The 26113-nt window shown below is 61.2% G+C and carries 16 protein-coding genes; 7 read left to right on the plus strand and 9 right to left on the minus strand.

Annotated elements, in window-relative coordinates; translation table 11 throughout:
- Positions 1–51 precede the first annotated feature (51 nt).
- The 3 genes from WKV53_RS04980 to WKV53_RS04990 all read left to right on the plus strand — a co-directional run bounded on the left by WKV53_RS04980 (position 52) and on the right by WKV53_RS04990 (position 8166).
- Positions 52–1596 (plus strand): glycoside hydrolase family 28 protein, encoded by a 1545-nt coding sequence (locus WKV53_RS04980; RefSeq protein WP_341403249.1) that lies wholly within the window; start codon positions 52–54, stop codon positions 1594–1596.
- Positions 1597–1817: 221 nt separating this feature from the next.
- Positions 1818–6473 carry an autotransporter-associated beta strand repeat-containing protein gene (locus WKV53_RS04985; protein WP_341403250.1) on the plus strand — a complete coding sequence of 1552 codons (4656 nt, stop codon included), beginning with the start codon at positions 1818–1820 and terminating at the stop codon, positions 6471–6473.
- Between the two features lie 52 nt (positions 6474–6525).
- Positions 6526–8166, plus strand: coding sequence for a hypothetical protein (locus WKV53_RS04990; RefSeq protein WP_341403251.1), 1641 nt, complete (start codon positions 6526–6528; stop codon positions 8164–8166).
- Positions 8167–8172: 6 nt separating this feature from the next.
- Here the strand turns inward: WKV53_RS04990 and WKV53_RS04995 are convergent, their stop codons facing one another.
- The 6 genes from WKV53_RS04995 to WKV53_RS05020 all read right to left on the minus strand — a co-directional run bounded on the left by WKV53_RS04995 (position 8173) and on the right by WKV53_RS05020 (position 20591).
- Complete coding sequence (locus WKV53_RS04995) at positions 8173–8883, minus strand: hypothetical protein (protein ID WP_341403252.1); 711 nt, start codon at positions 8881–8883, stop codon at positions 8173–8175.
- A gap of 24 nt (positions 8884–8907) precedes the next feature.
- The gene (locus WKV53_RS05000; RefSeq protein WP_341403253.1) at positions 8908–12603 is read right to left on the minus strand and encodes a hypothetical protein; all 3696 of its coding nucleotides are present in this window, start codon (positions 12601–12603) and stop codon (positions 8908–8910) included.
- 129 nt (positions 12604–12732) lie between these two features.
- On the minus strand, positions 12733–14373 hold the full coding sequence (locus WKV53_RS05005) for a pectinesterase family protein (protein WP_341403254.1): 1641 nt from the start codon (positions 14371–14373) through the stop codon (positions 12733–12735).
- 455 nt (positions 14374–14828) lie between these two features.
- Positions 14829–17999: a LamG-like jellyroll fold domain-containing protein gene (locus WKV53_RS05010; RefSeq protein WP_341403255.1), complete on the minus strand. Its 3171-nt coding sequence runs from the start codon at positions 17997–17999 to the stop codon at positions 14829–14831.
- Positions 18000–18269: 270 nt separating this feature from the next.
- Positions 18270–18902: a response regulator gene (locus tag WKV53_RS05015; RefSeq protein ID WP_341403256.1), complete on the minus strand. Its 633-nt coding sequence runs from the start codon at positions 18900–18902 to the stop codon at positions 18270–18272.
- Positions 18903–18926: 24 nt separating this feature from the next.
- Entirely contained in the window at positions 18927–20591 is a 1665-nt protein-coding gene (locus WKV53_RS05020) for a sensor histidine kinase (protein WP_341403257.1), read from the minus strand.
- Positions 20592–20845: 254 nt separating this feature from the next.
- Between WKV53_RS05020 and WKV53_RS05025 the strand changes: the two genes are divergently transcribed.
- From WKV53_RS05025 to WKV53_RS05035, 3 genes are all read left to right on the plus strand, one after another.
- On the plus strand, positions 20846–22618 hold the full coding sequence (locus tag WKV53_RS05025; RefSeq protein ID WP_341403258.1) for a M4 family metallopeptidase: 1773 nt from the start codon (positions 20846–20848) through the stop codon (positions 22616–22618).
- 204 nt (positions 22619–22822) lie between these two features.
- On the plus strand, positions 22823–24121 hold the full coding sequence (locus tag WKV53_RS05030; RefSeq protein ID WP_341403259.1) for a tyrosine-type recombinase/integrase: 1299 nt from the start codon (positions 22823–22825) through the stop codon (positions 24119–24121).
- 156 nt (positions 24122–24277) lie between these two features.
- A complete protein-coding gene (locus WKV53_RS05035; protein WP_341403260.1) occupies positions 24278–24445 on the plus strand; it encodes a hypothetical protein in 168 nt (55 codons plus the stop codon).
- 167 nt (positions 24446–24612) lie between these two features.
- Here the strand turns inward: WKV53_RS05035 and WKV53_RS05040 are convergent, their stop codons facing one another.
- Both WKV53_RS05040 and WKV53_RS05045 read right to left on the minus strand, forming a co-directional pair.
- On the minus strand, positions 24613–24735 hold the full coding sequence (locus tag WKV53_RS05040) for a hypothetical protein (protein ID WP_341403261.1): 123 nt from the start codon (positions 24733–24735) through the stop codon (positions 24613–24615).
- A 10-nt stretch (positions 24736–24745) separates the two neighbouring features.
- Positions 24746–25102 (minus strand): hypothetical protein, encoded by a 357-nt coding sequence (locus tag WKV53_RS05045; RefSeq protein WP_341403262.1) that lies wholly within the window; start codon positions 25100–25102, stop codon positions 24746–24748.
- 81 nt (positions 25103–25183) lie between these two features.
- Here WKV53_RS05045 and WKV53_RS05050 point away from each other — a divergent pair, with 81 nt between their 5' ends.
- Complete coding sequence (locus WKV53_RS05050) at positions 25184–25807, plus strand: hypothetical protein (RefSeq protein WP_341403263.1); 624 nt, start codon at positions 25184–25186, stop codon at positions 25805–25807.
- A 67-nt stretch (positions 25808–25874) separates the two neighbouring features.
- On the opposite strand, the gene WKV53_RS05055 is transcribed toward WKV53_RS05050, so the two are convergent.
- On the minus strand, positions 25875–26113 hold a 239-nt coding region (locus WKV53_RS05055), incomplete at its 5' end, for a hypothetical protein (protein WP_341403264.1).

Below are 26113 nucleotides of genomic sequence, written 5' to 3' on the forward strand. Positions count from 1 at the left end.
TCCTTCCGTTAACTCATCAGGATCACTGGCAATCCAAGCTTCGCTGAATCGATGACGCTCTCGCCCGCCCTCACCTCATACGGCAGACTCGCCTTGCTGGCCGCTGCCTCGCTGGCCGTCATCGGCGAATCGGCCGCCGATCCGGAAGCGGACAAAGCTTGGGAGACCGTGCCGCAGATCCTTGCTCGCATCGTGCCGCCGGTGTTCCCCAAGAAGGACTTCTCCATCACCGACCACGGCGCGAAAGAAGGTGGCAAGGACAACTGCAAGGCCGCTTTCGACGCCGCTATCAAGGCCTGCTCTGAAGCCGGCGGCGGCCGGGTGACCGTGCCCCAGGGAAAATTCCTCACCGGCCCCATTCACCTGCGCAGCAATGTAGAACTTCATCTGGCCGATGGCGCGGAGCTCAACTTCAGCGATCGCTTTGAAGACTACCTGCCTGTCGTCCCGGTGCGCGTAGGCGGCGTGGAAATCCTGAACTACTCGCCGCTCATCTTCGCCAAGGACTGCACCAACGTCGCGATCACCGGCAAAGGCAAACTCAATGGCAACGCCGCGAAGTGGTGGAAGTGGAAGGAAAGCGGCGCGCACTTCAAGGCGGGCATCCTCACCGAGCCTGTGGAAAAACGCATCTTCGGCACCCCCGAAGCAGGCATCCGCCCGAACTTCCTCTGCCTTTCCGGCTGCAAGAACGTCCTGCTGGAAGACTTCACCATCGGCAGCGGGCCGAACTGGACCATCCACCCGCTCTATTGTGAGAACGTCACCATCCGCCGCGTGAACGTCGACACCGACGGACCGAACAACGACGGCATTGATCCCGACTCCTGCCGCGATGTCTTGATCGAGCACTGCACCTTCAACACCGGCGACGACTGCGTTGTTCTGAAGTCAGGTTACAATGAAGACGGCTGGCGCGTCGGCCGGCCGACCGAGAACGTCATCATGCGCCACTGCTCCAGCAAGCACGGCCACGGCGGCCTGGTGATTGGCAGCGAGATGTCCGGTGACGTGCGCAATGTCTTCATGCATGATTGCCAGTTCGATGGCACCGACCGCGCGATCCGCATCAAGTCCAAGCGCGGCCGCGGCGGCGTGGTGGAGAAGGTCTACGCCCGCGACATCAAGGCGAAGAACATGGAATACGAGTTCGCGATCCTGAACATGGACTACAGCGCCGACAAAAACGCTGCCGCCAATGACAAGCTGCCCGTATTCCGCGACATGTGCTTCGAGCGCATCGAAGGCGATGGAGCCCCGGTCGCCATACGCATTACCGGTGAGGCGGATTCACCGATCGAGAACATCCGCTTCGAAAACACGAAGCTCGCCGCCAAGCAGGGCGTGATCGCGAGTCACGTCAAGGGGCTGCGATTCGAGGATATCACGATCGATCCGAAGGACGGCGTGCTGTTCGACTTCGACGGCGCAAGCGGCGTGGAAATCCGCAACGTGACCTCTTCATCGACTCCGAAGCTGTTCCTGAAGCTGGCAGGAGAAAAGTCCGGCGGCATCGATGTCAGCGGAAGTGCAGCCGCAAAAACGCGGATCTCGCTCGCCAAAGGCGTGGCGGACAATGCGGTCAAGATCCGCTGAGACCCGCGTCGCACCTTCCTTTGAATATTGCGCAATGCCTCTGGCATTCGATTGAAACCCAATCTCGCAAATTGGGATAGGCCTGCCGCCGCCTGCATTGCATTCAAGGGATTTTGCAGGAATCCGAATTGAGAGGATCAAGCGGGCCCGACCATTCTTGATCTCCCGAATCGATTCTTAAACCCATCCCTTCCGGCAGCCTTGTCGCCGGACTCGGCCCCATGACGAAACCCCTGTTCTTTTTGGTCCAAGCCTGCGGCGCGCTCACCGCGGTCGCCCAGATCCCCGCATTCCCCGGCGCGGAGGGCTTCGCCGCCTATGCCACAGGTGGCCGAGGGGGGGATGTTTATCACGTCACCAATACCAATGGATCCGGCGCGGGCTCCTTGAACTATGGACTGACCACCGGGGTTCCAGCGGCGGGGCGCACCATCGTTTTCGATGTCAGTGGCTATGCCACCATCACCAGCACCCTTCGCATCACTTCGAACAAGATCACCGTAGCGGGGCAAACCGCGCCCGGGGACGGCTTCGGATTGAAGAACAACACGGTGCGTGTCTCCGGAAACAACAACGTGTTCCGCTTCCTCCGCCTCCGCGATGGCCTTGCCGGAGACGCCGTGGACGTGGACAGCACGGCTACCAATACCCTCTTCGACCATTGCGACGTGATCTTCGCGCACGATGAGAATCACTCCAGTTTCAATGACCCGCCGGACCTGCAGACCTTCCAGTGGTCGAACAATGCCTGGGGTCTCGAGTCGCACTCGGCCGGCGGTTTGTGGGACGTCAACCGCGCCACGGTCCACCATTCGCTGTGGGCGCATAATCACACCCGCAATCCAAAGGCGCGCCCCAATGGCCTGTTAGACTGGGTGAACAATGTCACCTTCGACTACGACATCGGCTTCATCCTCGGTGACTCGCAGACACCGGCCGATTGGAAGACTAATGTCGTCGGCAGCTATTTCATCGCCAGCTCATCGTCCGGCAGCCCGTTCTCCAGTGCCAGCAAGGACAGCAACGGGAATCCCAATTTCTCGGTGTATGTGAATGGAAACTACTACGACAGCGACAAGGACCGCATCCTCGATGGCACCCTCCGTGGCAGCGACATTCTCGGCAGCAGCCTGGCAAACGTGAACCTGCTAGCGAGCGCCGTCGCTCGCTCCGCCGGAGTTCCCGTGACCGAGGATGCGAATGCCCTGCTCGCCTACAAGAAGATCGTCTCCGCCTGCGGACCGCTGCGCATGGACGCGAATCCGAATCGTCCGCTGCGCGACGAGCTCAATGGAATCCTCACCAACAACCTCGTCACCCAGCGCCGCCATCGCATCACCTATGGATCCCTCGGCGGCTCAGGTGCCACCAATGGCGGCTTCGGCACGCTGATTTCCAGCCCTGCCCCCACCGATACCGATCAGGACGGCATGCCGGACTACTGGGAAAAGGCCGTCGGCTACAGCCACACCGTCGCGAATAACAACACGCTGATGCCAACCTCAGGTGGCGTTGTCAGTGGCACCACCTACTTCCCGCCTGCTACTCCCGCCGGTTATACCCAACTTGAAGAATACCTCCACTTCAAGGCGATCCCGCATCGCGCGGTGCTGAAGGACAATGCTCTCGACATCGACCTGGGGCGCTACACTTCCGGCTTCACCAGCGGCCCGACCTTCACAGTCTCGAATGTCACCGGCGGCGCGGTCACGCTGTCCGGCACCGGCAATTCGCAGGCTCACTATGTCCCACCGGCCAATTACACCGGCCGTGCGATGTTTGACTTCACCGTCACCGACACGCAGGGCAGCACGTGGACTCAGACCTTCGCCATCCTTGTGTCCGGTGATCCGCTGCCGGTCGATCCGGTTTCCGATCCGCTCGTTTGGAAAGGCAACGGCACCACGCATACATGGAACAGCACGGCTTCCAATCAGGTCTGGATGAATGGCGAAACGCCCTCGGGCTTCGGCGACACCGACACCGCGACCTTTGACGACAGCGGCTCGAATTCACCGGCCATCACCGTCTCCGGAACTGTCCAACCGTCCGCCGTAACGGTGGATTCCACGAAGAACTACACGTTCACAGGCACCGGCGCGATCGGCGGAGCCGCCTCTCTAACAAAATCCGGCAGTGGAACGCTCACCCTCGCGAACACCGGAGCCAATACCTTCCCGCTGGACATCCTCATTGATGGCGGAGCGGTCGTGATCGGAAACAATTCGAGCATGGGCAATGGGCCGCTTGAGTTCCTCAGTGGCACGCTCACCTCGCAATACACCGGCAGTCACACGCTGCCGAACCTCATGACCATCCCGGGCGGCAGCAATGTCGCCATCAACATGTCGCCACAGATGAAACTCGGCGGCGTCAGCGGATCGGGAAACCTGAACCTGAATGTCACCGCCACTGCCACCCAGAACTCCCGGCTGAACGGTTCGTGGTCGGGCTTCACCGGTACGCTCAATCTTTCCGCCACCGGCGCGCAGGCCCTGATCAGCGCGAACTTCAACGGCGACGCGACTAACGGTGCCTTCAACAACCTCAACGCCGCCACCGTCAACCTAGACAACGTCAACCTCGGCGGCCGCGACAATTCCGGCGGCAATACCTTCACCATCGGCGCGCTTTCGGGCACCTCGACGGCGAAGCTCGGCGGAGCTCACTATGCCGGCGTCCTCACCTACTCGATCGGCGCACTCAACAAGAACACTGCCTTCGACGGAACCATCACCAACAGCACCAGCTCCACCGATACCGCCAGCGGTGCCAATACGATCCTGACCAAGACCGGTTCCGGCACGCTCACGTGGAATGGCGGCGGCAGCCACACCGGCGCGACCAATATCAACGCCGGCACCTTCACACTCAATGGCACCTTCGGCCGAACCGCTACCACGGTGGCCAACGGCGCAAAGTTCGCTGGCAGCGGACGCATCGGCGACTCCGTAGGTGGTTCGGTGACAGCCGCCAGCGGCTCCACCCTTATACCGGGCGCGACAGGCCAAGATGGCCGCCTGCAACTGGCAGCGCTCACTCTCAATGGCGCGACTCTCCAATACGACCTGTCGAACACCGCGGGCGTGAACGACACCATCAACGACCGTATCTCCACCCAAAACACGCTCACCATTACCGGCACGCAAAACTTCCAATTCAACCTCACCAATGGAGGACTCGGTGCAGGCACCTACACGCTGATCGATGGCGGCAGCAACACCATCCTGAACTCCCCCGTCCTCAATCACAATCTCCCGGCCACCACGCGCCAAAGCTTCGCCCTGACCAGCTCCGCTGCCGCCGGCAATCCCGCCTTCGTACAGCTCACCGTTACCGGCAATCCCGAGAGCCTCGTCTGGACCGGCACGACAAACAGCACGTGGGATCTCAACAGCTCCGCCAACTGGACCGGCACTCCCGGAACGTTCTACAATCTCGACGCCGTTACGTTCAACGACTCGTCCGCGGTCGGCGCAGTCACCCTCACCGGCAATCTCCAGCCAAAGGACGTCACCTTTTCTAACAGTACCACCGCTTACACTCTCAGCGGATCCGGTGGCATCGCCGGTTCGGCGGCATTGATCAAGAGTGGCACCGGCACGCTCGCGCTTAGTACGGCCAACACCTACACCCGCGGCACTACCATCAATGGTGGCACGGTTTCCGCCGGCACCGCCACCGCACTTGGCAGCGGCTTCGTTGCACTCAATGGATCGACGCTGCAACTCGGCGGCTCCGCGCTCACGCTCGCCAACGAACTCCGCAACACCGGCAACTCGATCCTCGCGACCACCAGCGGCAATAACACGCTGACAGGCATCCTCTCCGGCACCGGCTCACTGGCCTTTCATCTTCCCGCAGGTGGCCTGATGACCCTTCAGGGAAATATCGACGCCTTCGCCGGCAGCATCGCCCTCACCGGCAGCGGCGGCACCTTGCGCTTCAATCCAGCCACCACCAGTGGCGGAGGATGGGGCAATGCGAATGTCGCCTTCAACGCCGGCACCCAAGTCATCAACAACCGCGCCCTCACCGATGTCACCATTCCCCTCGGTGCCCTGAGCGGATCCGCTGGCTCGCAACTCCGCGGCAGTGACCAAGCCGGCCCTGCGGTAGACACCTACGTCATCGGAACCCTCAATACCGACACCTCCTTCGCCGGCGGCATCCTCAACGGCACCAACGCCACCCCACACACCACCGCGCTGACCAAGGTCGGCACCGGCACGCTCACCCTCAGCGGTTCCTCTTCCTATGGCGGCGACACAGCGGTTAACGCAGGAACGCTGAGCGTATCGGGCCTCCTCAGTAGCTCGACCGGCGATCTGGATGTCGCCAGCGGCGCGACCTTGCGTGTGGCCGGCGGCACCGTGATCATGGACCAGATCGTCATCGACGCCGGCGGCACCCTCGACGCGTGCGGCACGCTGGTGGGAGATCTGGTCAACAACGGCACCATGCTGAGTAGCTGCGGCGTGAAGCTCACCATCCATGGCGATGTGGTGAACCATGGCACCTTCCGCGTCACCAGCGGCACCGACCTCGAGCTGACAGGCAGCCTAACCAATACCGGCCTGCTAGACCTTCTCACCGCCGATGTTTCCTCCGAAGTCCTCGCATCCATCGTCAATGAGGGAGTCGTTCTGGACTCAAGCAAGGTGAAGATCGCGAGCGCGAGCCTCACCAATGGCTTCACCGTCACCATCCAGAGCTACGCCGGCCACAACTACCGCCTGCAGCGCTCTGCCAGCCTGACAGCAGCGAGCTGGAGCGATGTCGGCACGCCGCAAGCCGGCAACGGCTCCGTCCTTACCTTCAACGATCCCGCCGCCGCAAACAACGCCGGCTTCTACCGTATCTTCATCGATCCCTGAGCGACTGCTCACGCCCGAGCGGGTTGATTCACCGTAAACCCTTGTCCTTCCCATGATCCGGACCCTTCTCGTTAGTTCCGCAGCAAGCGTCATTTGCGCGAGCGCCGAAACACCTGCCTTTCCCGGAGCCGAAGGCTTCGGTGCCAATGCCAGGGGTGGCCGTGGCGGTGACGTCTATGTCGTGACGAACCTGGAATCGTCCGGACCGGGTTCCTTCTACCAAGGCGTCACCAGCATTCCATCCTCCGGCCGCACGATCGTCTTCGCCGTCAGCGGCGAGATCCATCTCGCAGGCGGCATCAAGACCCGCATCGCCGGCAGCAAGCTCACCATCGCCGGCCAGACCGCCCCGGGCGATGGCATCCTTTTGCGCGATGGCACGCTGCGCCTCTCCGGCAGTGACATCGTCATCCGCCACCTTCGCTTTCGCCATGGCAAGGAAGGCTCGGGCGGCGACTGCATCGACCTCGATTCAAACTGCGAAAACGCCATCCTCGACCATGTCTCGATGGCCTTCGGCACCGACGAGAACATCTCCTCCTTCAAGCGCCCGCCGGAGAACCTGACGCTTCAGTGGTCGCTCAATGCCTGGGGGCTCGAGTCTCATTCCTGCGGCGGGCTCTGGGATCAGAACCACGCGACCTGCCATCACTCGCTGTGGGCCCACAATCACACCCGCAATCCGAAGGCCCGCCCCGGCGGCCTGCTGGAGTGGACGAACAACATCCTCTTCGACTGGGACATCGGCTTCATCATGGGCGACTCCGACTCTCCCGCGGATTGGAAGGCCAACGTGATCGGCAACTACTTCATCTGCCCACCCGGAAACATCCGCAAGACGCCGCTTGAAAAGCCGCACCTGAGTCAAAACGGCAAACCGAACTTCTCCGTCTACGTCTCCAACAATCTCCACGACATGGACGGCGATCGCCGTCTCAACGGCATCGACCGCGGCTGGGACATCGTTGGCGGCACGCCATTCGTCGAAGACAAGGACCCGAAGGGTAACTACGTCCGGCTTGAGAAGCCCGTCTCCGGCTCGAGTTCCCTCGCCATCGATGATCCACTCACGGCCTACAAGAAAGTCGTTTCACAAGGCGGAGCCTTACGACTCGATGCGAGCTTCAACGGCAGCCTGCACGATGAAGTGGATATCCGTTTGATCGAAGACGTGACCGAACTGAAGCGGAATCACATCTCCAGCGAGAAGGATCTCAAGGGCGTCGGCAATAGCGGCTTTGGAACGTTCTCCAAGGCGAAGGGATTGCCCGATGGCGACGAGGACGGAATGCCGGACGTGTGGGAAGCGGCCCTGCACTGGAATCCCAAGTCAAAGGACCACAACGAGGAAATCCGCGGCGCGAGCTTCTTTCCTGAAGGAACACCAGCCGGCTATACCGCGCTGGAGGAATACCTGCACTTCAAGAGCGTCCCCCACCTCTTCATCGCACAAGGCGCAGTGACGCGACCGGAGATCGATCTCTCGCGCTACACCACCGGCTTCAGCAACACCGCGAAATTCACCCTCTCGAATATCACCGGCGGCACCGCCATCCAAGGTGGCGAAGGCGGCAAGCTCGTCCGCTTCACCGCCGGCAAAACGGCAGGGCGCGGCGGCTTCCTCTTCACCGTGACCGATGCCGACGGTAGCAAATGGACCCAGCAATTCGCGATATGCGTGACCGGTTCGTGAACCGCTTCACTGGGAGGCGGCCGCCGCATCCTTCGGCTGGGCGAAGTCCTGATAGGTATTGATCTTCGGCCGTCCCGAGATCGGATCGACGTAGCCGAAGATCAAGTACCGCATGCCCGGCAGGAAACGCAGCGAGCTCTCATTCGCCGTCCGCCACTTGTCACCGCTGCTGAATTCAAAGATCACCGGTGCCATGTTGAAATCATCCCGCTCCTTCGGCATCTCGTAGCCGTGGGCCATGCCGGGCTTCAGCATCCCCTTGTGCTCGCCGATGACGAAGCGGATGTCGCCGGTGAAAAAGTTTGCCACATAGGCACCGCCATCCGGGAAACTCTTCGGCGAGTCATCGATCACGTAGGTCCGCCAGCCCACATTGTCCGCCGGCTTGTCTTCACCTTTGTTCGGAAAGCGGACGAATACCACGAGCGCGGAATTCACGCCGGCAGGAATGGTCGCCGTGGCCATCGGCTTGTGATCGCTTCCCGTCAGGAAGGGGATCTTGCCGTCCTTGGCCTGGCAGACGATCTTCTTCGAGAGCTGGGTGGTCGACAGCGGACACTCGATTTGTTCGCCCTTCTCAGTCACGGCATACGCCGCCTTGACCTCGCCGCTGGAGCCGAAACTCAGGAAGCGGCACTCGATCGGGCGAAGATCCTGAGCATGGGCATGGCAGAGCGAGGCAGCCAGCACGAGGGCGGATGAAAGGAAAAGGCGCATGGGTTTTCGATGATCGGCTAGTCTTCAGATTTCCTCGCGTGTCAGCCAGCGGAAAGAAACCATTTCAAAGCGTCGGCCGAAACTCTTGTTGGCCTTGCTCGAGAGCGATGCGGTGACCGTGTCGGCCTTGTCGGCGGAATCGATGAATTCCGGGAAACGCTGGACCACGGCCTCGCACCAGGCGACGGCCAGGACCTTGTTGTCCTTGTCCCTTGCCTCCCCGCTGGCCCGGATGGTGAAGGTATCCGACCGTGGCGTGGCTGCATTGCCGAGCACGGTGAGCAGATCCGCCTGGCTGAGATAGCCCGGCGCACCCTGATTGCTATCGCCAGTGCCCGCTTCGGTGTTGCGATAGTTGTAGTTCTTCACGGTGGCAGCAGCGATCTGGTAGCCCGCGCTGGAATCGGCCGCCAGCTTCTCATTGATCTTCGATTTATCGATCGCCTGCTGGAGCGCTCCTTTTTGTGCCGTTTCATCCGTCCCCAAACGGCGATTCACGAACTCCGCCATCGAAAGGAAGGGACCGCGAAGACGCACCTGCTCCACGATTTCCTCCGCCAGACGCTCCATCTCATCATCGGTATATTCGCGGGCGCCGAGCCAGTAGGACTCGCCGGGCTCGCCGCCGTCCTTTTCGGAAAGTCCGGCAGGCAGGCGGAAGCGGCTGATGCGCGCTTCATTGTCGCTGTCGTCGGTGACCGGGAGATCGGAAAGCGCGGAGGTCTTGTTGGTCTTGTTGATCAGGTTGACGAGAGCCTTCTGATCATGGATCGAGCCGAGCATCGCCTTCCACGCCGGGACCGAAGTGGAGTTGATGTTGAAGGGGCCGTTGATCACTTGCCATGCTCCCATCTTCGCATACGCACCCGAGGCCGTGGCCTCATCCTTGAGATCGGCCTGTGGCCGCCCGTCCGGCGCGTAGGGGATCATGCGCGGGTCGGCAAGCGGCGTTCCGCCGACGAACTCTTCCGCGATCGTCTGCGTCACGCGGCCCGCCGTCCCGAAGGTGCCAGTCTGATCGGCAAGTCCGGAGAAATAGAAGTGATCGTAGAGCGCGAGATTCAGCAGGAACGAATGATCGAGCAGCTTCCCGGCGGTATTGTTCGTGATCATTTCCGAAGGATTGATCAAGGGATGCGCCCATGAGTTGCCAATCGGCTGGGCGAAGCGCGGCAGGTAACCGGAGGAGCCACCGGGATTCGCCGCATTGAGCTGGGCGAGGCTCTGCAGTGGCGCGACCGGAATGTCATAGAGCACGCCGAACTTGAGACCGGTATTGCCCGTCAGGCCGGTGACGAAGTTGCCGCGGCCGGTCTTGGGATCGAACTGGAGCAGGTTGTTGGTTCCGTTCTGGAGATCCTGCAGGCTGAGCTCGTGCGAGTGGTTCGCCGGGTGCTCACTGATCACCTTTTGCGAGGAAGCTCCAGCCACGGCATGGGCGAAGCACCACGGCTTGGTGCCCAGCTTGCCATCCTCGCCGTCCGGATTCATGCCACCGTAGGTGGTCTTGGCCTGGGCGCTGATGATGGCGAATGGCTTCACCGTATTGATGTCCTTGATCTTGGTCAGCGAGTGCGAGTGCATCTCCATCGTGCCGATGGTATTGCCGTCCTTCGGGTAGGAGAGGGTGTTGTTTGCTCCCAGCAAGCTGTCCTGCAGGCCCTTCGGCGATTCGTAGTCCATCTCAATCACGCCGGACGAAACCTGGGCCGAACTGCCCACCGGCTTCGCGAACATTTCCACCGTGAACTTGTTCTTGCTGAGAGACTCCACGCTCAGCGGGGCAAACTTCACCGCGAACCGGTCACTGGCCTTGGCGCCGATGCAACCACCGCGGTCCATGCTGACGCTGCCGTCGACCTCCTTGTCGGTGTTCCGCAGGCCCTTGTAGGAAGGGCAGAACCAGTCGAGGTCGAAGCCGATGCCATCGCCACGCCAGCCGGGCAGGCCATTGATCGTGAGCGTGCGCACCGCGCCGGATCCGGTGTCCCAGTCGGAGAAGGTGCGGTTGGAATACTCATCCTTCCACGTGCGGTTCGGGTCGATGTAGGGCGAGAACAGCATCACCTCACCCGGCAGCAGGCGGAAGGTGCTGGAGCCCACCGCCGGTGCGGTGAGCGTGCCGCCATTCGTTTTCAGCGTCATTCCGAAGCGCTTTGCCAAGCCACCCGTCTCCGACTGCTGGTAGAACATGGTGTCCAGTGGAGCCGGCTCCTTGGTCTGCGCCTGCCCATTGCGGAAGACCTGGAGGGCGAAGGGCACATTGCCGAAGACGATCTTCACCTCGGTGAACTCCAGCGCGACATTGTAGGGATTATGCAGCGTGACGACGGGCGTGTAGAGCAGGTGAAGCAGGTAGTCGTAGGATGATCCCGCGAAGTTCTTCCCCCACGGGCCGTGAAGCTCGGCGTTGGATTCTTCATCCTTCGACTGCGCCGGCTTCGGCGAGGTGTCACTCACCTTGGGATAGTTGTAGATGTCGCGGGTCAGCAGGCTGAAGACGACCTGCACCTTCGCCACGCTGGGCATCAGCACCAGGCCCGCCGGGGGATTGCGCTGGGCGATGCCGGGCACACCGGTATTCGGATCGGAGCCGGCAGCGGCCTTCCATCCGGCAGGAACGTGCGACTTCGCCACCGGCATGGCTCCCACTTTCGTCAGGCGGGCGGTATCCTTGTAGAGCTTGGCAAGCTGATGAAGCGACTCCCAACGCGGATCGGACGGACCCGTGACATTCAGGCGCGAGGTGTAGACCCCTTTGCCATTGTAGCCGCTCGGCAGCGAGCTGCCATTGGTGAGAAGATTGAAGTCTTCCTTAAGGCCGCCCGCGGCGACGTCGGTGAAGAGACCGATCGAGTTCGAGGTGACGTCGTGCGTCAGGGCCTTCAACGGTTCCTCCGTGCCGGACGAAAGTTTGTCCGAAGCGAGGCCGAAATTGAGACGAGTGATGCCCTTCTCGATCGTCGCGAAGTCCTCCGAGCCGCGAACAAAGAACGAGCGCTTGAGCTTCTCGAGGTGCTCGATGGAGGAAACATTCGGCCGCACGCCGGAGCCCAGTTGCGCGGTCTGCATGGCCTGCGACGACGTTGTTTCCACGAACGGCGTGTTAATGCGGGCCTTCACGCCTTCGTCCATGACGGCCCAGGCAAAGCCGCCATCCTTGCTCGAAAAGGAGATCCTGCTCGCCGATACGAAGTCCTTGGCCGACGCGCTGGAACCCAGTGAACCCTTGCCCCACAAGGTCACCGGATGAGTGGCTGCCTTGCCGGCGAAATCGAGGTCGGCATTCGCCTTCCCGTCCTCGTCCGAAGCCAGCCAGCCGAGGAACTTGTCCTTGCGCACACTCTTGTATTCGGAGGGCGAGGGCGGTGCGTCGGGCTTGATCTGCCAGGATTCCCAGACCCCGGTCAGGTGAGGATTCGCCGAGCTCTTGTCGAGGATGTCGGCCCGCGCCGTGATGCGCTGGTCGGGACCGGCATGCTTTTGCAACTGGCCCATGGCAAGCATCATTCCGAGGCGCGCGTTTGCGCGGGCCACAGCCATCGCGTCGCCTTGCGCCGATGAGCGCAGCGTGATCGAGGAAAGGCCCAGCAGTCCGACGGCGAGCACCGTGAGCAGCACCATCAGCGTCAAGCTGATCACCAGTGCGAACCCTCGCGGGTGGTGGCGGTGTCGCCGCCGCCGGCTCTCGGAAGGAAAGGTGGAAGAAGTGGGTTTCATGGGTTTCGGACGAGGGGCCAAGAACAAGTCAATCCAAGCGAGCCGGATCGTGGGATGTAATGACCATGTAGGTTTTTGATTCGGGGCGAAATGCAGCTTTCTGCAAAACGATTTGAATGAAGTGAGTCGCTACGGAGCCCACCCGCCAAGGACACGGGAGGGAGTGAGTTCCGCCGCTTGGGCGGGATCCAATGGACGCGCCCACTTCACGCGGCTGTCGGAAGCGGCACCGGGGCCGGTGCTGTTGACTTCGGAGTAACGGGCGGTCTGCTCGTTTTCGGTGCGGCCCCAGTTATGCCAGCCTTCAGGCCGGATGCCTTCCGGCATCACCGTATCCATAAAAATGGAGCTGGCATCCGGCCGCCACGGACGTCCCAGATACACCTTGATGCCGGGCTTGGCGGTGCGAATGGAGCAGTGCGAAAACACGAAGCCGAAAGGCGCATCCGCAGGCGTCGAGGCTGCCGTGATGTAGCCATCATTGACGCACTCAAGCGTGCAGTGATCGAAGAACGCCGTCGCTCCTCCAAAGATAAAGTCCACCGTTCCGGCGATGGTGCAGTTCTGGAAATACTGGCGACCACGATTCAAGAAGACCGTGTCCTGGTGGCCGAGAAAGATGCAGTCGCGGAAGGCCACGCGATCTCCACTCACGCTCACCGCGAGCGCCTGGCCCACCGGCCCCGCGGAGTTCTCGAAGGTGATCTTCTCCACCGTGAAATCGTCCGCGTCGATCGTGGCGGTTGGCGTGCGGAAGGTGCCGAGTTCCTTCCCATCGACTCCCGGCATCCGGGCATGAAGGTCGTAGGTGATCTTCGTCGTCCCGGCATCCTCGCCCACCAGCTTCACGTGGCGCTTCTCGCGCTGGATCTGGACGATTTCGCGATAGGTTCCCGGCTTCACAAGGATCACCCACGGCTTCTCGGCCGAGGCATTGGGCGAAGCCTTGTTGATCGCTTCCTGCACCGTGGTGCAAGTGCCCGATCCATCGGCGGAAACGATCGCATCATAGCGCGCTTCAGTGGCGACAGGAGCAGTGTTCGCAGGCGCGTCCCGCAATACCGGAGCGAGATCAGGAACCGCCTTCTTCAATTCGTCCTCCACCAGCTTTCCAAAGAGCACATAGCCCTTCGCATTCAGGTGAGTGCCATCGTAATCCGTCTTGCCCTCGGGCGCTTGCTTGAGCGGGCTGAACTCCAGGCAGCCCTCCTTCCCCAGCGATTCACAAAATTCGATGCTGCGTGCGTGCAAGTCCACCAGCGGCACATGCTTCTCCTCCGCGATCTTCCTCACCTCGGCCGCGTACGGCTCCAGGCTCGATTTGATCTTTCCCGGATGCTCCCGGTCCCACTGCCGGCGGGTGAGCGGCGTCACCAGCACCGGCTTGGCACCGGCAGCACGCGCCTCATCCACATAGTCCGACATGTCCTTGATGTAGGTCGGCATGTCGGTCGACCGCCCCGGCTTGCCCGGCTCGTTGTTGTGGCCGAACTGGATCAGGTAATAGTCGCCCTTGAGTTCGAGCGACTTTGTCCATCGCCCTTCATCGCGGAAGCTCTTCGAGCTGCGGCCACCTTGGGCAGTGTTGAGACACTCCGCGCCATCGGCCAGGAATTGCTTGAAGCCTAGTCCCCAGCCGGCGTTGTCGGTCACCGTGGAATCTCCCACCAGAACAATCCGGATCTTGCCGACGTGCCCATCCTCAGCGGCTGCAACCGCTGGAATGACCAGCCAACCACTCGCGAAGAGCAGATAGATCAATCGTTTCATTAGGGCTTTGGAGAATCCCGTCAGGCAGATCTCGTCATCCACGATGACGAACTCTTCTCGGGTTCGGGAAACAAGGATTACAAAAACCGTCAGGGAAGGCGACGACCCGTTTGGGTGTAACGCCCCTCCCCCGCCGGCGGGGAGTGACAGGTGCTCGGGTTTCCTGAATGCTCGCCGGGAAAAGCGGCGTCTGTAAACCGGCCGCGCTTGCAGAAGACATTGAAAATCGTGCAGCCCCGCAGCCTCCTGTATCCACTTTTGACGAGGACCCATTGCCCGAATCGATAGTCGCCGGCCTACCCGCGAAGAGGAGCGGGCATCAAGCCGGACAATCGATGTGGCGCGGTGGTTCATGGCTGCGGTGGCAATCCAGTGCTTCCGATCTTTCAGTCGATGGGACCAAGGGCGACCCCTCGCCCTTGGCCCATGACTTTCCTCTCTCTTTTGACGTGAAGTTATTGGCCGCTCACGCGGACGAAGACTCTCGGGCCACCCGGCCACGTTCCGCTCAAGACGACGGATACCGTTTGCACGTCGCCACTGGTGGCGATGACCGTTTGGCCAGCGGTCGTGTCCTCGCTCCACGCGGCCAGATTGGTGGAGACCATGACCTTGTAGGTCAGGCCGCTCACTGCCGGATTCAGCCGCTTGTATTGGAACACGCCGGTGGCCTTGTTGGGCATCGTGACAATCGGGCTGAGCGAAGAGCCGCTGCCGGGATTGAGGCCGAAGGCGAACTCGTCGAAGTTACTCACTCCATCGCGGTCCGGATCGGCTCCTGGATTCTTGTCCGAGAGCGCCGGGTAGTTCGCATTGATCCATGCAAGGTAGGTGGCAGGAGTGCTGAGAGCCTGTACCTGGTTGCTGAAGAGCTTCTGCTTGTAGATCCGCACGTCGTAGAGCAGGCCGGAGAAGTAGTTGCCATAGCCACCTCCCACATCGTTCTGGCGTGCTCCCAGTGCGAGGTGCCTGCCGGAGGCGAGGTTCATCACCTGACCCAGCGGCGTGTTCACATCATGCGACAGCACGCCATCCACATAGAGCGAGCGGGTGCCTGTGGTCTCGTCCCAGACGCCAGCGAAATGGTGCCACTTGGCCGGGGTGTCATTGACGTTGATGGGGCTGCCGCTGCCATCCTCGTTGTTGAGGCCACGGACGGTGAAGCAGGAGACTGGATCATTGGCAAAGCGACGGAGCTGGTAGCCGACGCCATTCTCGCCGCCCTTGGCGATCCAAGGTGACCACTCCCCTGGGAATCCTTTCGCCCAGAACGAAATGGTGACCTGTCCGCGGATCTGATCGTCGAAGGTGTTTGCGTACCCTCCATCTCCGGTGGCGCTGTTAGAGATCATGACGCCCACGTTTCCAGCACGCAGGTCCAGCGACTTGCCGGTGAAGCCGGATGGCACGTCCGACGAGTAACCGAGCAATCCGGCATTTCCGCCGACCGCGACACCATCGTGCGTGCCGGGGGTGGTGTAGCCCGATGTGTCTGCCAGCGTCTCCGAACCGGAAACCCAACGACCGACCAGAGCCGCGGCAGGATCAGGCATCACCACCGCCGACACAAGGTAGTTGCGGACGATCGCCGCGTTCGAAGAGGTGACGGTGTAGGTTACCGGAGCGGTGAAATTCTGCGTGCTTCCCGAAGCACGATTGCAGTTGGCACCATCACTCAGGACGTAGGTCGGAGCCAGTGCCGTCACCGGCGTTCCGAAGGGAAGCTTGAGGGTGATCGTGTCACCCGAGATGGTCACGGTGGAAGGCTGGGCGAGGCTGAACACCAGGATGTTCGCCTGCGGGGCGGGAGTTTCAGGTGTCGCAAGCGTTCCGGGGATCGAAACATTGTCCAAGCGGGTCCATCCCCAGCCGCCCTTGTTGTAGTCGATGAAGTCTAGGCTGTAGCGCTTGCCATCGTTCGCATAGGGAGCCAACTCGGCTTCGGTGAAGCTGCCACTCATGTAGCCGCCACCGTTGCCGGGGCGCCTCTTGCTCAAGACGTAGATATTGGCATCCACATCACGCAGCGCCACACCGGCGAAGCCGCCGCCATCGATCGATGCCATCGGGATCGCGGAGGGACCCACATTCGGTGCAGAGAGATTTCCCTCGCCACCGGCCAGTTGGAATGTGAGCGGTCCCGAGTTGTTCAGATTGAAAGCCGGCGAGCGTCCGAAACGGGTTTCGGCACCGTCAGCAGTCGGCCCTTCCGGAGTTCCAAGTCCTCCGTTCTCCCACACATTTCCCGAGCCCGTGATCGGCCAGATCTGCGTCCATCCTTGGATGCTGCCCTCGAAGTCGTAGTTGAGCGGATCAGCCAGGATGACTTGCACCGAGTAAGCCTTGGTCGAGCCGTTCTCGGCCGTGATCGTGAAAGTCTTCGGCGTGGTGAAGTCCACGAAGGAACCGGACGGATAGGTCACATCCCCGGTGGCAAAGGGCGAAATGGTATAGTCCGCCGTCAGCAAGCTCACGTCGGTTCCCACCGGCATGTATTTCACGACCGTGTTACCCGAGACTTTCGCCGGCAGGCCACCGATCTGGAACGTCAGGATGTCCTTCGCCGTTCCCAGCGCCGGGGTGGCACTGATCTCGGTGGAATACGGACCGTCTCCACCGCCATTGCTGCCGAGGACCTTGAAGAGATACGGCTGCCCATTGGTAAGACCCGTCTTGAGAAGCGCTGGCTCCGTGACCACATCGGTGGTCGTCACGTTGGTAATGGTGTTCTTGGTCGACACCGTGTAGCTCGTGGCGCCCGGTGACGCCGTCCAGGTAAGGCTTACCTGATGGTTTCCAGTGATCGCCGCCAGACCTTGCGGAGCTGTTTGCGGGATCAAGTCGTAGACGCCCTGTTGATCGAGCGCGGTGTTGTAGACGCGGACATCGAACAAGTTGCCGTTATAGAAGTGGCTGAGGTTCGGGTAGTCCGTCTGCCGGCCGCCGATGATCAGGTGATTGCCGGGCGACGTGATCATCGTGCCGCTCGAGGCAGTGAAAACGTGGGATACCACCCCGTTCACGTAGATGGTGCGTGTACCCGCGGATGCATCCCACACGGCCGTGATGTGCTGCCAATTGGGCGTGTTGGCATTGATGCCGGAGGCGGGCCAGCCATCCGCATCCGGAACTCCGCGCACGGTGAAACCCGCGAATGAGCTGTTAGCCATGCGGCGGACTTGCCAACCGTATCCGGGGTTCGGACCTTCGCCGCCCTTGGCGATCCAAGGCGACCAGTCTCCCGGGAATCCCTTGGCCCAGAAGGCGATGGTGATCGTGCTGCTGCCACCGCCTCCGTCGAAGGTGTTCAAGTATCCGCCATCGGAGGTAGCGGTGTTGGAGATCTGCACCGCGGCACCGTTGGCGAAGTTCGCGGAGCGCAGCGCCGGATTGGTGAAGCCCGGCGGCAGATCCGTGCTGTAGCTGAGCCCTCCGGGATTGTTGACGGCAGTGCCATCATGCGCGCTGCCGGTGGCTGCTGTGTTTTGGAGGTTCTCGGCTCCCGAAAGCCAATGGCCGACGAGGTCGGCCCGCGAGGGAAGCCCGGCGCCGGCGAACACCGTCGCGGCCAGCGCGAGCGTCTTCAGGCGGCACCTGAAATGTTTAATTCGATCTGTGGGTTTCATGGGTTGATGTGCTGGGGAGCCTCTTCAGAGCCGGCTTCCTCAATGGGGTTGATGGGTCTGCGGACAGATATCGGAATGGGGTTCCGATCGGTGGGTTACCTGCAGTCCGGATGCGTCCCGGGTTCAGGGACGCACCTTCCCGCAATCGTGACGGATACTGCCGAATCCGGCCGATTTCGATAGTCCCCAAAACGGGGACAATCCCCGAACCAACCCACGGAAACCCATGATTTCCTAGGATTTAGGCGTATGCAGACGCCCGTCCCGACCTCAGGACCGATACTTGATGATCGCCTCCACCTTGCTCCGGACATGGAGCTTGATGCAGATGCGTTTCACGTAGGTCCGGACCGTTTCCATCGTGATATCGAGCTGGTCCGCCACTTCCTTGTAAATGTAGCCGGAGGCTAACAGCCGCAGCACATCCTTCTCCCGCGGCGTGAGCTTTTCATTCTCATCCTCGATGTCCTTCTCGGCGCGGAAATAGTGCGCCACCTTCCGCGCGATGTGGCTGGAGAATGGAGCCCCGCCGGAATACACGTCCCGGATCGCGTTGTAGATGTCGTCCGGCGTGCTGGTCTTCAGCAGGAAACCACTGGCTCCCTCCTTCAGCGCGCGGAAAATATTATCGTCCACATCATACGCGGTCAGCATCACGACCTCCAGCCGCGGCTGGCGCTTCTTGAGCTCCCGGATGCAGTCGATCCCGGAGATTCCCGGCAGATTGATGTCCATCAGCACCACGTCCGGGCGGTAGGCCGGAATCTTCTCCAGGGCTTCCTCAGCAGAGGAAACCGCGCACAGGCAAGTGATGTCCTCCGGCAGATCCAGCATCTTGATCAGATGCTCCTGGAGCCGGATATCGTCTTCCACCACCACCACCGTTTTCTTGCCGGGGATCATTGCTGCACTTGGGTTTGAAATGAATCAGTCGATCGGCGCCTCCATGGAAACTTCGAGGCCCTTGCCATTCAGCGGACGGAGCGAGCACTTGCCTCGTATGGACGTCATTCGTTGGCGAATGCTTTCAAGTCCCACACCGGGTTTTCCGGCATCACTGTCAATGCCGACGCCGTTGTCCTCAATGATGATCCTCAAAATATTCTCATCAAGCTGGATCGTCATTTTGATCTCCGTCGCACGCGAATGCTTCAGCGCGTTGTTGATGGCTTCCTTCACCGCGAGGCTGACATTGTGCCGGAAATCATGGCCGATTTCCCGGTTCCGGAATTCCGACATGGCATCGATGCGGCACCGGATTTCGGCGAGCCGGCAGAGTTCGCTCACCAGCTTGCAGAGGAAATCGACGAGCGCCTCGAGCTCGTTGTTCTTCGGATTCAGCATCCACACCGTCTCGGAAAGCGCGGCAATCAACTCACGCGACATCGCCGTGATCTGGCGCATCGAACCGCGAGCCTCGTCATTGGTGCTGTTGCTTTCGGCGTAGGCACCGAGCAGGGAAATGTGAGAAAGCCGCGTGCCGAGGTCGTCATGAAGGTCGCGGGCGATCCGCAGCCGCTCATCCGAAATCAGCTGCGCCTGCTGGAGATGCAGCCGGATTCTCCGCCGGATCAATTGACGGCCAATGAAAGTCGCCAGACTCGCGGTGGCCGCCGCAACGATACCCCAGAACCAAAAGCTCTCCCAATACGGCCGCGGGACGAATACGGACAGCTCCGCCACCGAACCCAGCGGTTCCCCGGTAATCGTGAGATCCTCCACCATGAATCGATACGGCCCGGGCGGCAGGCGCTCGTAGGTCGTGGTGAAATTACCACCCTCACCGATGCTATACGCTTCCTTCCACTGGACCTCTAGTACTTCGCCCGGAGTGATCTTGGGCAGGGCATGGATGTCCGAAGCCCAGTCCGCATGACCCGTGAGATCGTCATCCTTGATGACCAGCACGGGCGAGCCCTTTTCCCCCTCGTCGATGTGAAGCCCGTAGGCCATCGAGGGATGGGTGCCGGATTTGATCCAAAAGTGCGGCTGGGGTTCGGCAGCATTGCTGTCGGCCATGTAGACCCGCTGCGGCACCGGACCACCTCTCACGGAGCGGATATCGATGCCCGAAATCGCGAACACCCCCACCAACGACGGCGGCCCCGCCGACGACATCGCCACCGACAGATAGACCGCGTCCGGCGGCACGGTGAAAGTCTCGTTCCGCGGCATGAAGTCCGATGCCTCCAGGCTCCCCTTCCAACCCACGCTCCGCCCGCTGACCGGATAGGAGACCTGCGACAACTGGTCCCCTCGCTCATTGAGAAAGCGGATCATGAAGAACATCTTCTCACTCCGCGTGCTCCAATCCTGGTCCAGCCCTTCCAACTTGTAGCGCACCAGCGGCGACGCCTGCGGCAGGATCGAAAACGTCAACGTCGAGGCATCATGCGGCACCGTTACCTTCGGCCCGCGAAGCGGCGTGGTGGAGTGATCCACGAACAGCTCGATTGACGAACCTGCCGGTGCCCCCGTCGCGGACTGGATCCCCGTCAAACAAAGGGCCACCAGTCCCATCGAAAACACTCGCCCGCGGGAAAGCAATCGGACGGACCGGGTCGCAGGGCGGAAAGCTTGCAGCCGCATCATGGAATGAGAAAAGGCGGAGGGCCGGGTTATTTCCCCACGCGCTAACTTCGTCCCTATGGTTCCCTCCCCGCGTTGCCAAGGATTCTCTTGGCAATGGGCCGCCTTCCCGCGGGACAATGGACACGACGCCCGCTCACGCGGCAGGGAGATTGTCATTTACACGTTCAGGACCGCCATGAAAGGTGGCAGAAGGAAGATAGATCGAAGGATGATATTCCGGCATGGTCTAACTCTTTCTTTTCCCTCCCCAAGCCATGAAGAAGAAACAAGATATTTCCAAGTGCAGTCCCGGACTCACCCAATACTCCTGCCACTTCGAATCCGCCGAGGGCGCCAAGGTCGCCGCATCCATCAGTGCCATGAGTCGCCGGATGGTTGCCGGGACAGAGGCGCATGCCGATCCCCTGGAGGCGCTCGACGCCGAATCGGCTGCCAGGATCCACTTGGACAAGATGCTCGCCAGCGAGAAGTTGCCAGGACTCAGCATCGAGGAAGCCGCTGGCAGGCAGGTTGATTTCAAGTCCCTGGGCACCCAGGCGATCCCGTTCACGCGGACCACCATCGTGAAATTCCGCCAGTTCGTCGATCTCGTGCCAGTCTTCGGATCCTTCATCGCGATTGAAGTGGATGAGAAGAACCGGCTGATCGCGGTGGACTCATCCTATACCCAGCCCCGCGAATTGCCCGGGCCGATCGCGAAGACCGCGCCTGCCGATGCGGTCGAGAAGGTGCGGGCGGCAGCCAAGGCAAAGCGCGGCGCCAATCTCGAGCGCCCGCGCCTCTTCTACTATTTCGATAGTAGCAAGGGAAAGTGGCAGCTCGCCTACATCGTGGAAAACGCGCCCGCCCCCATCGACGACCGCAAGCCGGGGAAAAAACCGAAAGGCCACCCGGAACCCGTGGTTATCCGGCGCTCCGACTACGTGATCGATGCGCAGACCGGCAAGGTGATCCACACGATCGCCCGCAACTTCGGCGTCGCCCGCTCGGGGAAATTCCCGGACGACCTGGGAAACGCACGCCAGATCCAATACAACAAACCGGGCCAGGCAGCGAGGTTCACCCTGATCGATGAAAAGCGCAAGCTGCGGACCCACGACTGCAGGTTCGGTGATGTGGACGAGGACCCGGGACCGCTCCCCGGCCCCCTCATGACCACCACCTCGAATCCCGTGAAGTGGAAACCCGCGGCCGTCAGCGCGCACGCCAACGCGGGCGTGGTTGTGGATTTCCTCCGGAATACCTTGCGGCGGGATGGTGTCGATGACCGCGGCGGCGAGCTCGTCTCATCGATCAACTGCATCTCCTCAAGCGAGCCGATCGATGATGATCCGCAGGGCTACTACAATGCCTTCTGGAACAGCGTGCAGATGGCCTACGGACAGATCATAGCCACGGTAAATGGACAGCAGGTCCGGCGCTCGCTGGCCTGCGCCCTCGATATCGTCGGCCACGAGATTTTTCACGGCGTGACGGAGTGGACTTCCGACCTCGTCTACGAAAGGCAATCCGGGGCGCTCAATGAATCCTACTCGGATATCTTCGGCGTGATGATCAACAACCTCGCCGCCGGAAAGTGGGCCAGCCCGGATCGCGCGAAGGATTGGCAATGGCTGATCGGCCGCGATGTCGATCCCGGCTCCACCGCTTTCCGCAGCATGAGCCGCCCGAAGGACGATCCGGACGTGGCCCCCGCCGACCGGCAGCCGAACCATTTCCGCGACTACCGGAACCTGCGGATCAAGAATGACCAGGGCGGGGTACATTTGTTCAGCGGCATCCCGAACTACTGCGCCTACCTGATCCTGACGGCGACCGATGGCGCCAAGCGGCAGCACTTCACTGCGGACGAGGCCGCGCAGCTGTTCTACATCACGCTCACCGCGCGTCTCAACCGCAGCGCGGGGTTCAGTGCCAACCGTGACGCGCTGCTGAATTCCGCCCGCTCGTTGTTCCGCGGGGATGCCGACGGCGGGAAGACACGGGTGGCGGTGATTGCCAAGGCATGCAGCGCGGTCGGAATCTGAAAAACCGGCTCCCCCCGCCCGCAGTAAATCACCATAACTTCCTGATCGTCATGGAGGCGGAGGAGGGAATCGAACCCTCGAATCCTTCCACAGTGATTCACGCTTAGTAAATTACGCCAAATCTCTTTACGCTTGGAACAACCCGGAACACTGGGAACATAGCGGGCGCTCCCATTCTCGCTCCCACTTGCTCCCATTTCTTCGATGCCCTACCTAGTCCGACGCACGGGTTCCCCTTTCTGGTTCGCAGGCTTTGACGTTACGATGCCGGACGGATCGGTGCGCCGCCTCAAGAAATCCACCAAGCGACGGAAGCGGAGCGAGGCAATGGAAGAAGCGGTTCGCATGGAGGCGACAGAGCGAAAGGCCGCGCTAGGAGGTAGCGACATCGCGGGAAAGGCGTTCAGCGCACTGTCTGAAGCAGCCGACGCGGCAGCCCGTGGCGAGCTGTCCGAAGCACGAGCACGGGAGATCATCGCCAAGATGGCCGAAGCAAGCACGGGTGAAGCTCTGCGCTTCTACACCGTTCGCTCGTGGGCTGCCGACTGGCTGTCATCCAAGACAACAGGCACCAAGGAGGCGACCGGACGGCGCTACAAGACGAGTATCGACGCCTTCCTCTCCTTCATCGCCACCAAAGCAGACGGAAGGCTGGAAGGACTCACCAAGGCCGACGTGCGAGGGTTCCGCGACTCGCTGCGCACTGGCCGGTCAGCCGCTACGGTGAACTTCTACATGGCCGACGTTTCCGGCATGCTTCGCGCCGCCGTTCGGGAAGGTCTCTTGCTCGCTTCGCCTGCCGCTGCGCTGGGCAAGCTTCCAGAGGACGACTCTCTGGAGAGGGAGACCTTCACCATCGCCGAGGTAGGGAGGCTTGTGGAGGCCGCAGGGGGCCAGGAATGGCAAGACAAGGTCTACAGCCGAAGCCGCGACATGGAAAAGGCAGCGGCACGCTCCCGCGACTGGCAGGGTCTCATCCTCGCGGGTTTCTACACAGGGGCGCGCCTTGGCGATTGCGCCGGGCTCACGTGGTCGAACGTGGATCTCGCGAGCGGCGTTCTTTCCTTCATGCCCGCGAAGACATCGCGGAAGAAAAAGAAGCTTCAAATCCCCCTGCACCCCCGGCTCAAGACCTACCTGCTAGAGATCAAGCCAGAGATCGCGAAGGGGCCCGTCTTCCCGTGCCTTCACTCGCGATCCGTCGCGGGCAAAACGGGTCTCTCCGGCCACTTCGGGGCAATTGCCGAAGCGGCAGGCGTTGACCGTCGCACCGTCCGGGAAGCCACCAAGGACAAGAAGGGCAAGGTGGTTCAGCGGTCAGTGCAGGCACGAACCTTCCACAGCCTCCGCCACTCACTCACGAGTCAGCTAGCAAACGCGGACGTGCCGGAGGAGATCCGCATGCGCATCACCGGCCACAAGTCCAAGGAGACGCATCAGGGCTATACCGCGATTGAGCGGCAAACGCTGGCGCGGGCAGTGGAGAAGCTCCCTACAATCTAGGTTCGGATTCTACGCACGAAGTTATACGCATAAATCGCCCGTCCCTACAGCCGTATCAGGGAAATGGATGCGTATTATCCCGTAAGTGGTAACACGCATCGCCAATCACGAAGCTCCTTGCCTATACAATGGCCCGTTATGCCTACGCATACGCCAATGATGAATAACGACCCCGGTAACAAGAGCTTTCTTGTTCTCGCGATCGTCAGCGCAAACGGCCAGGAACGAATGTTCCTGCGCCTGCATTTGAGGGCAACCGTGGCCAGCCTCGTCTTTGCTGCCGTAGTGGCAGCAGGAGCGGTGCTTAGGCTGGCTCACGGTTAACCCAGTTGCAGCTACACACCTCCCCCGATGAGCGGCACCGGTGGAGATGATCAAGCTTCTCGGCCGCTCTATAAACACCGAGAAGCTTCCCTGCAATGTCGGGATTTACGGGCATGTCCTTAACTTCTCTTAATGACTGGCCTAAACCACCCTGCCACCTCTAAGATTCACCGCCATACCATCCGCCAAAGCCGCTCGATCACGTCCGCGTGTTGAAGCGCGAAGGGGGTCGCCAACAGCATCGCGAATGCGATCCCGAACAGCCAATCCTTGAGGGTTTCGCGGTGCATGCCGGGATTGCTATAGCAGGTCGGAAAGCTCGCCATCCAGCATCATCAGCCGGAGTTTCGGCCATGCTTCGGCTGCTGCCTTCATCGCCTGCTTGGCGGCATAGTGATCGCCCTCCGAAAGCCACTTTCGGGCAATGGCGTGGTAAAACTCGGCGGCGCTCTGGCGGTCCTCCTCACAACCATCGCGGAGCAGATCGGCAACGTGCGTGCCGAGCGTCCACGCGCCCAACGGAGGGCAGCACGCGAGCCTGACGCGCAACACAGCCGGAGCGCTCCTCTCGGCGGCAGGAATGGCCTCCAGCACGTCCCAGGCATCCTGCCAGAGTCCAAGCTCTGCCAGTCCCTCGGCTTCGGTCACGCTGCACATGGCGAACTCCTAGCGGACCGCTCCGGCATTTCAAGAAAACTGTTCGATTGAACATTCTGTGGCGGGGAGTATTTTTCGTGCATGGCTACCGCCACCATCGAGGAATTGCGCAAGCAGATGCGGGAGAAATTTCCGCAGGCTCACGCTATCCCGCTCGTGGCGATGGACGCGCGTCCCGCAGAGCAGCCATTCGATCCGGCTTACTTCCCACCGGGGGCAGTGTCGGAAGTCGTCGGGCCCGGCCTCGGCATGCTGATCGCTGGTATGCTAGGTGAGCCCGAGGAGATGGCAGCACTTCCCGAACTGATCTTGATCGACGGCGGCGATCAATTTGACCCCTCGTCCTTCAGTGATGAAGCGTGCTCGCGGCTGGTCTGGGTTCGTTGCCAAACTGTCGAGGAGATGCTGAAGGCAACTGACATGCTGGTCAGGGATCGGAACATCCCGACAATCCTTCTAGACACCTGCGGATTCGGGAGCCGGGAACTGAGGGGGATTCCCACGTCGGCGTGGTGGCGACTGAAGACGGCTGCGGGCGAGGGCAACTGCCGATTGATAGTCATGTCGGCGGCAGCGCAAGTGCCGTGCGCATCGGTGCGGGTGGCGTTGAATGCGCGCCTCGGCTTGGAGTCGTTCGACCTACCAAGGCGCGACCTTATCTCAGGGCTGCGGGTCATTCCTGAGCGGATGAAGGGGGTGAACTGACAGGCGATCTTGTCCGCCGCCGGTGGTCAGGGGGATGAGGGGCTAGCATGCCTCTTGGAGCGCTGCTTCATGCCGACTTGCTGGTCGATAGAGCGCAGACCGTCGCCCATCCTTCCGGCACTAAATGCGAATGCCGGATGGTCACGGGAAACCGGACCCCCGGAGTCACGAGTTCGAACACGTCGCCGGGCATTTGCGTCACGCGCTGGGTAGTGACGAGCAAGAGCACTCCGCTGCTATTGGGACTAAGCGAGCTCTCTGGTTCGATCACCTCACAGAATTGGATACCGTTTCGGAAAAGGAACG

Origin of the sequence: Luteolibacter sp. Y139, assembly GCF_038066715.1 — a bacterium.
Classification (GTDB): domain Bacteria; phylum Verrucomicrobiota; class Verrucomicrobiia; order Verrucomicrobiales; family Akkermansiaceae; genus Haloferula; species Haloferula soli.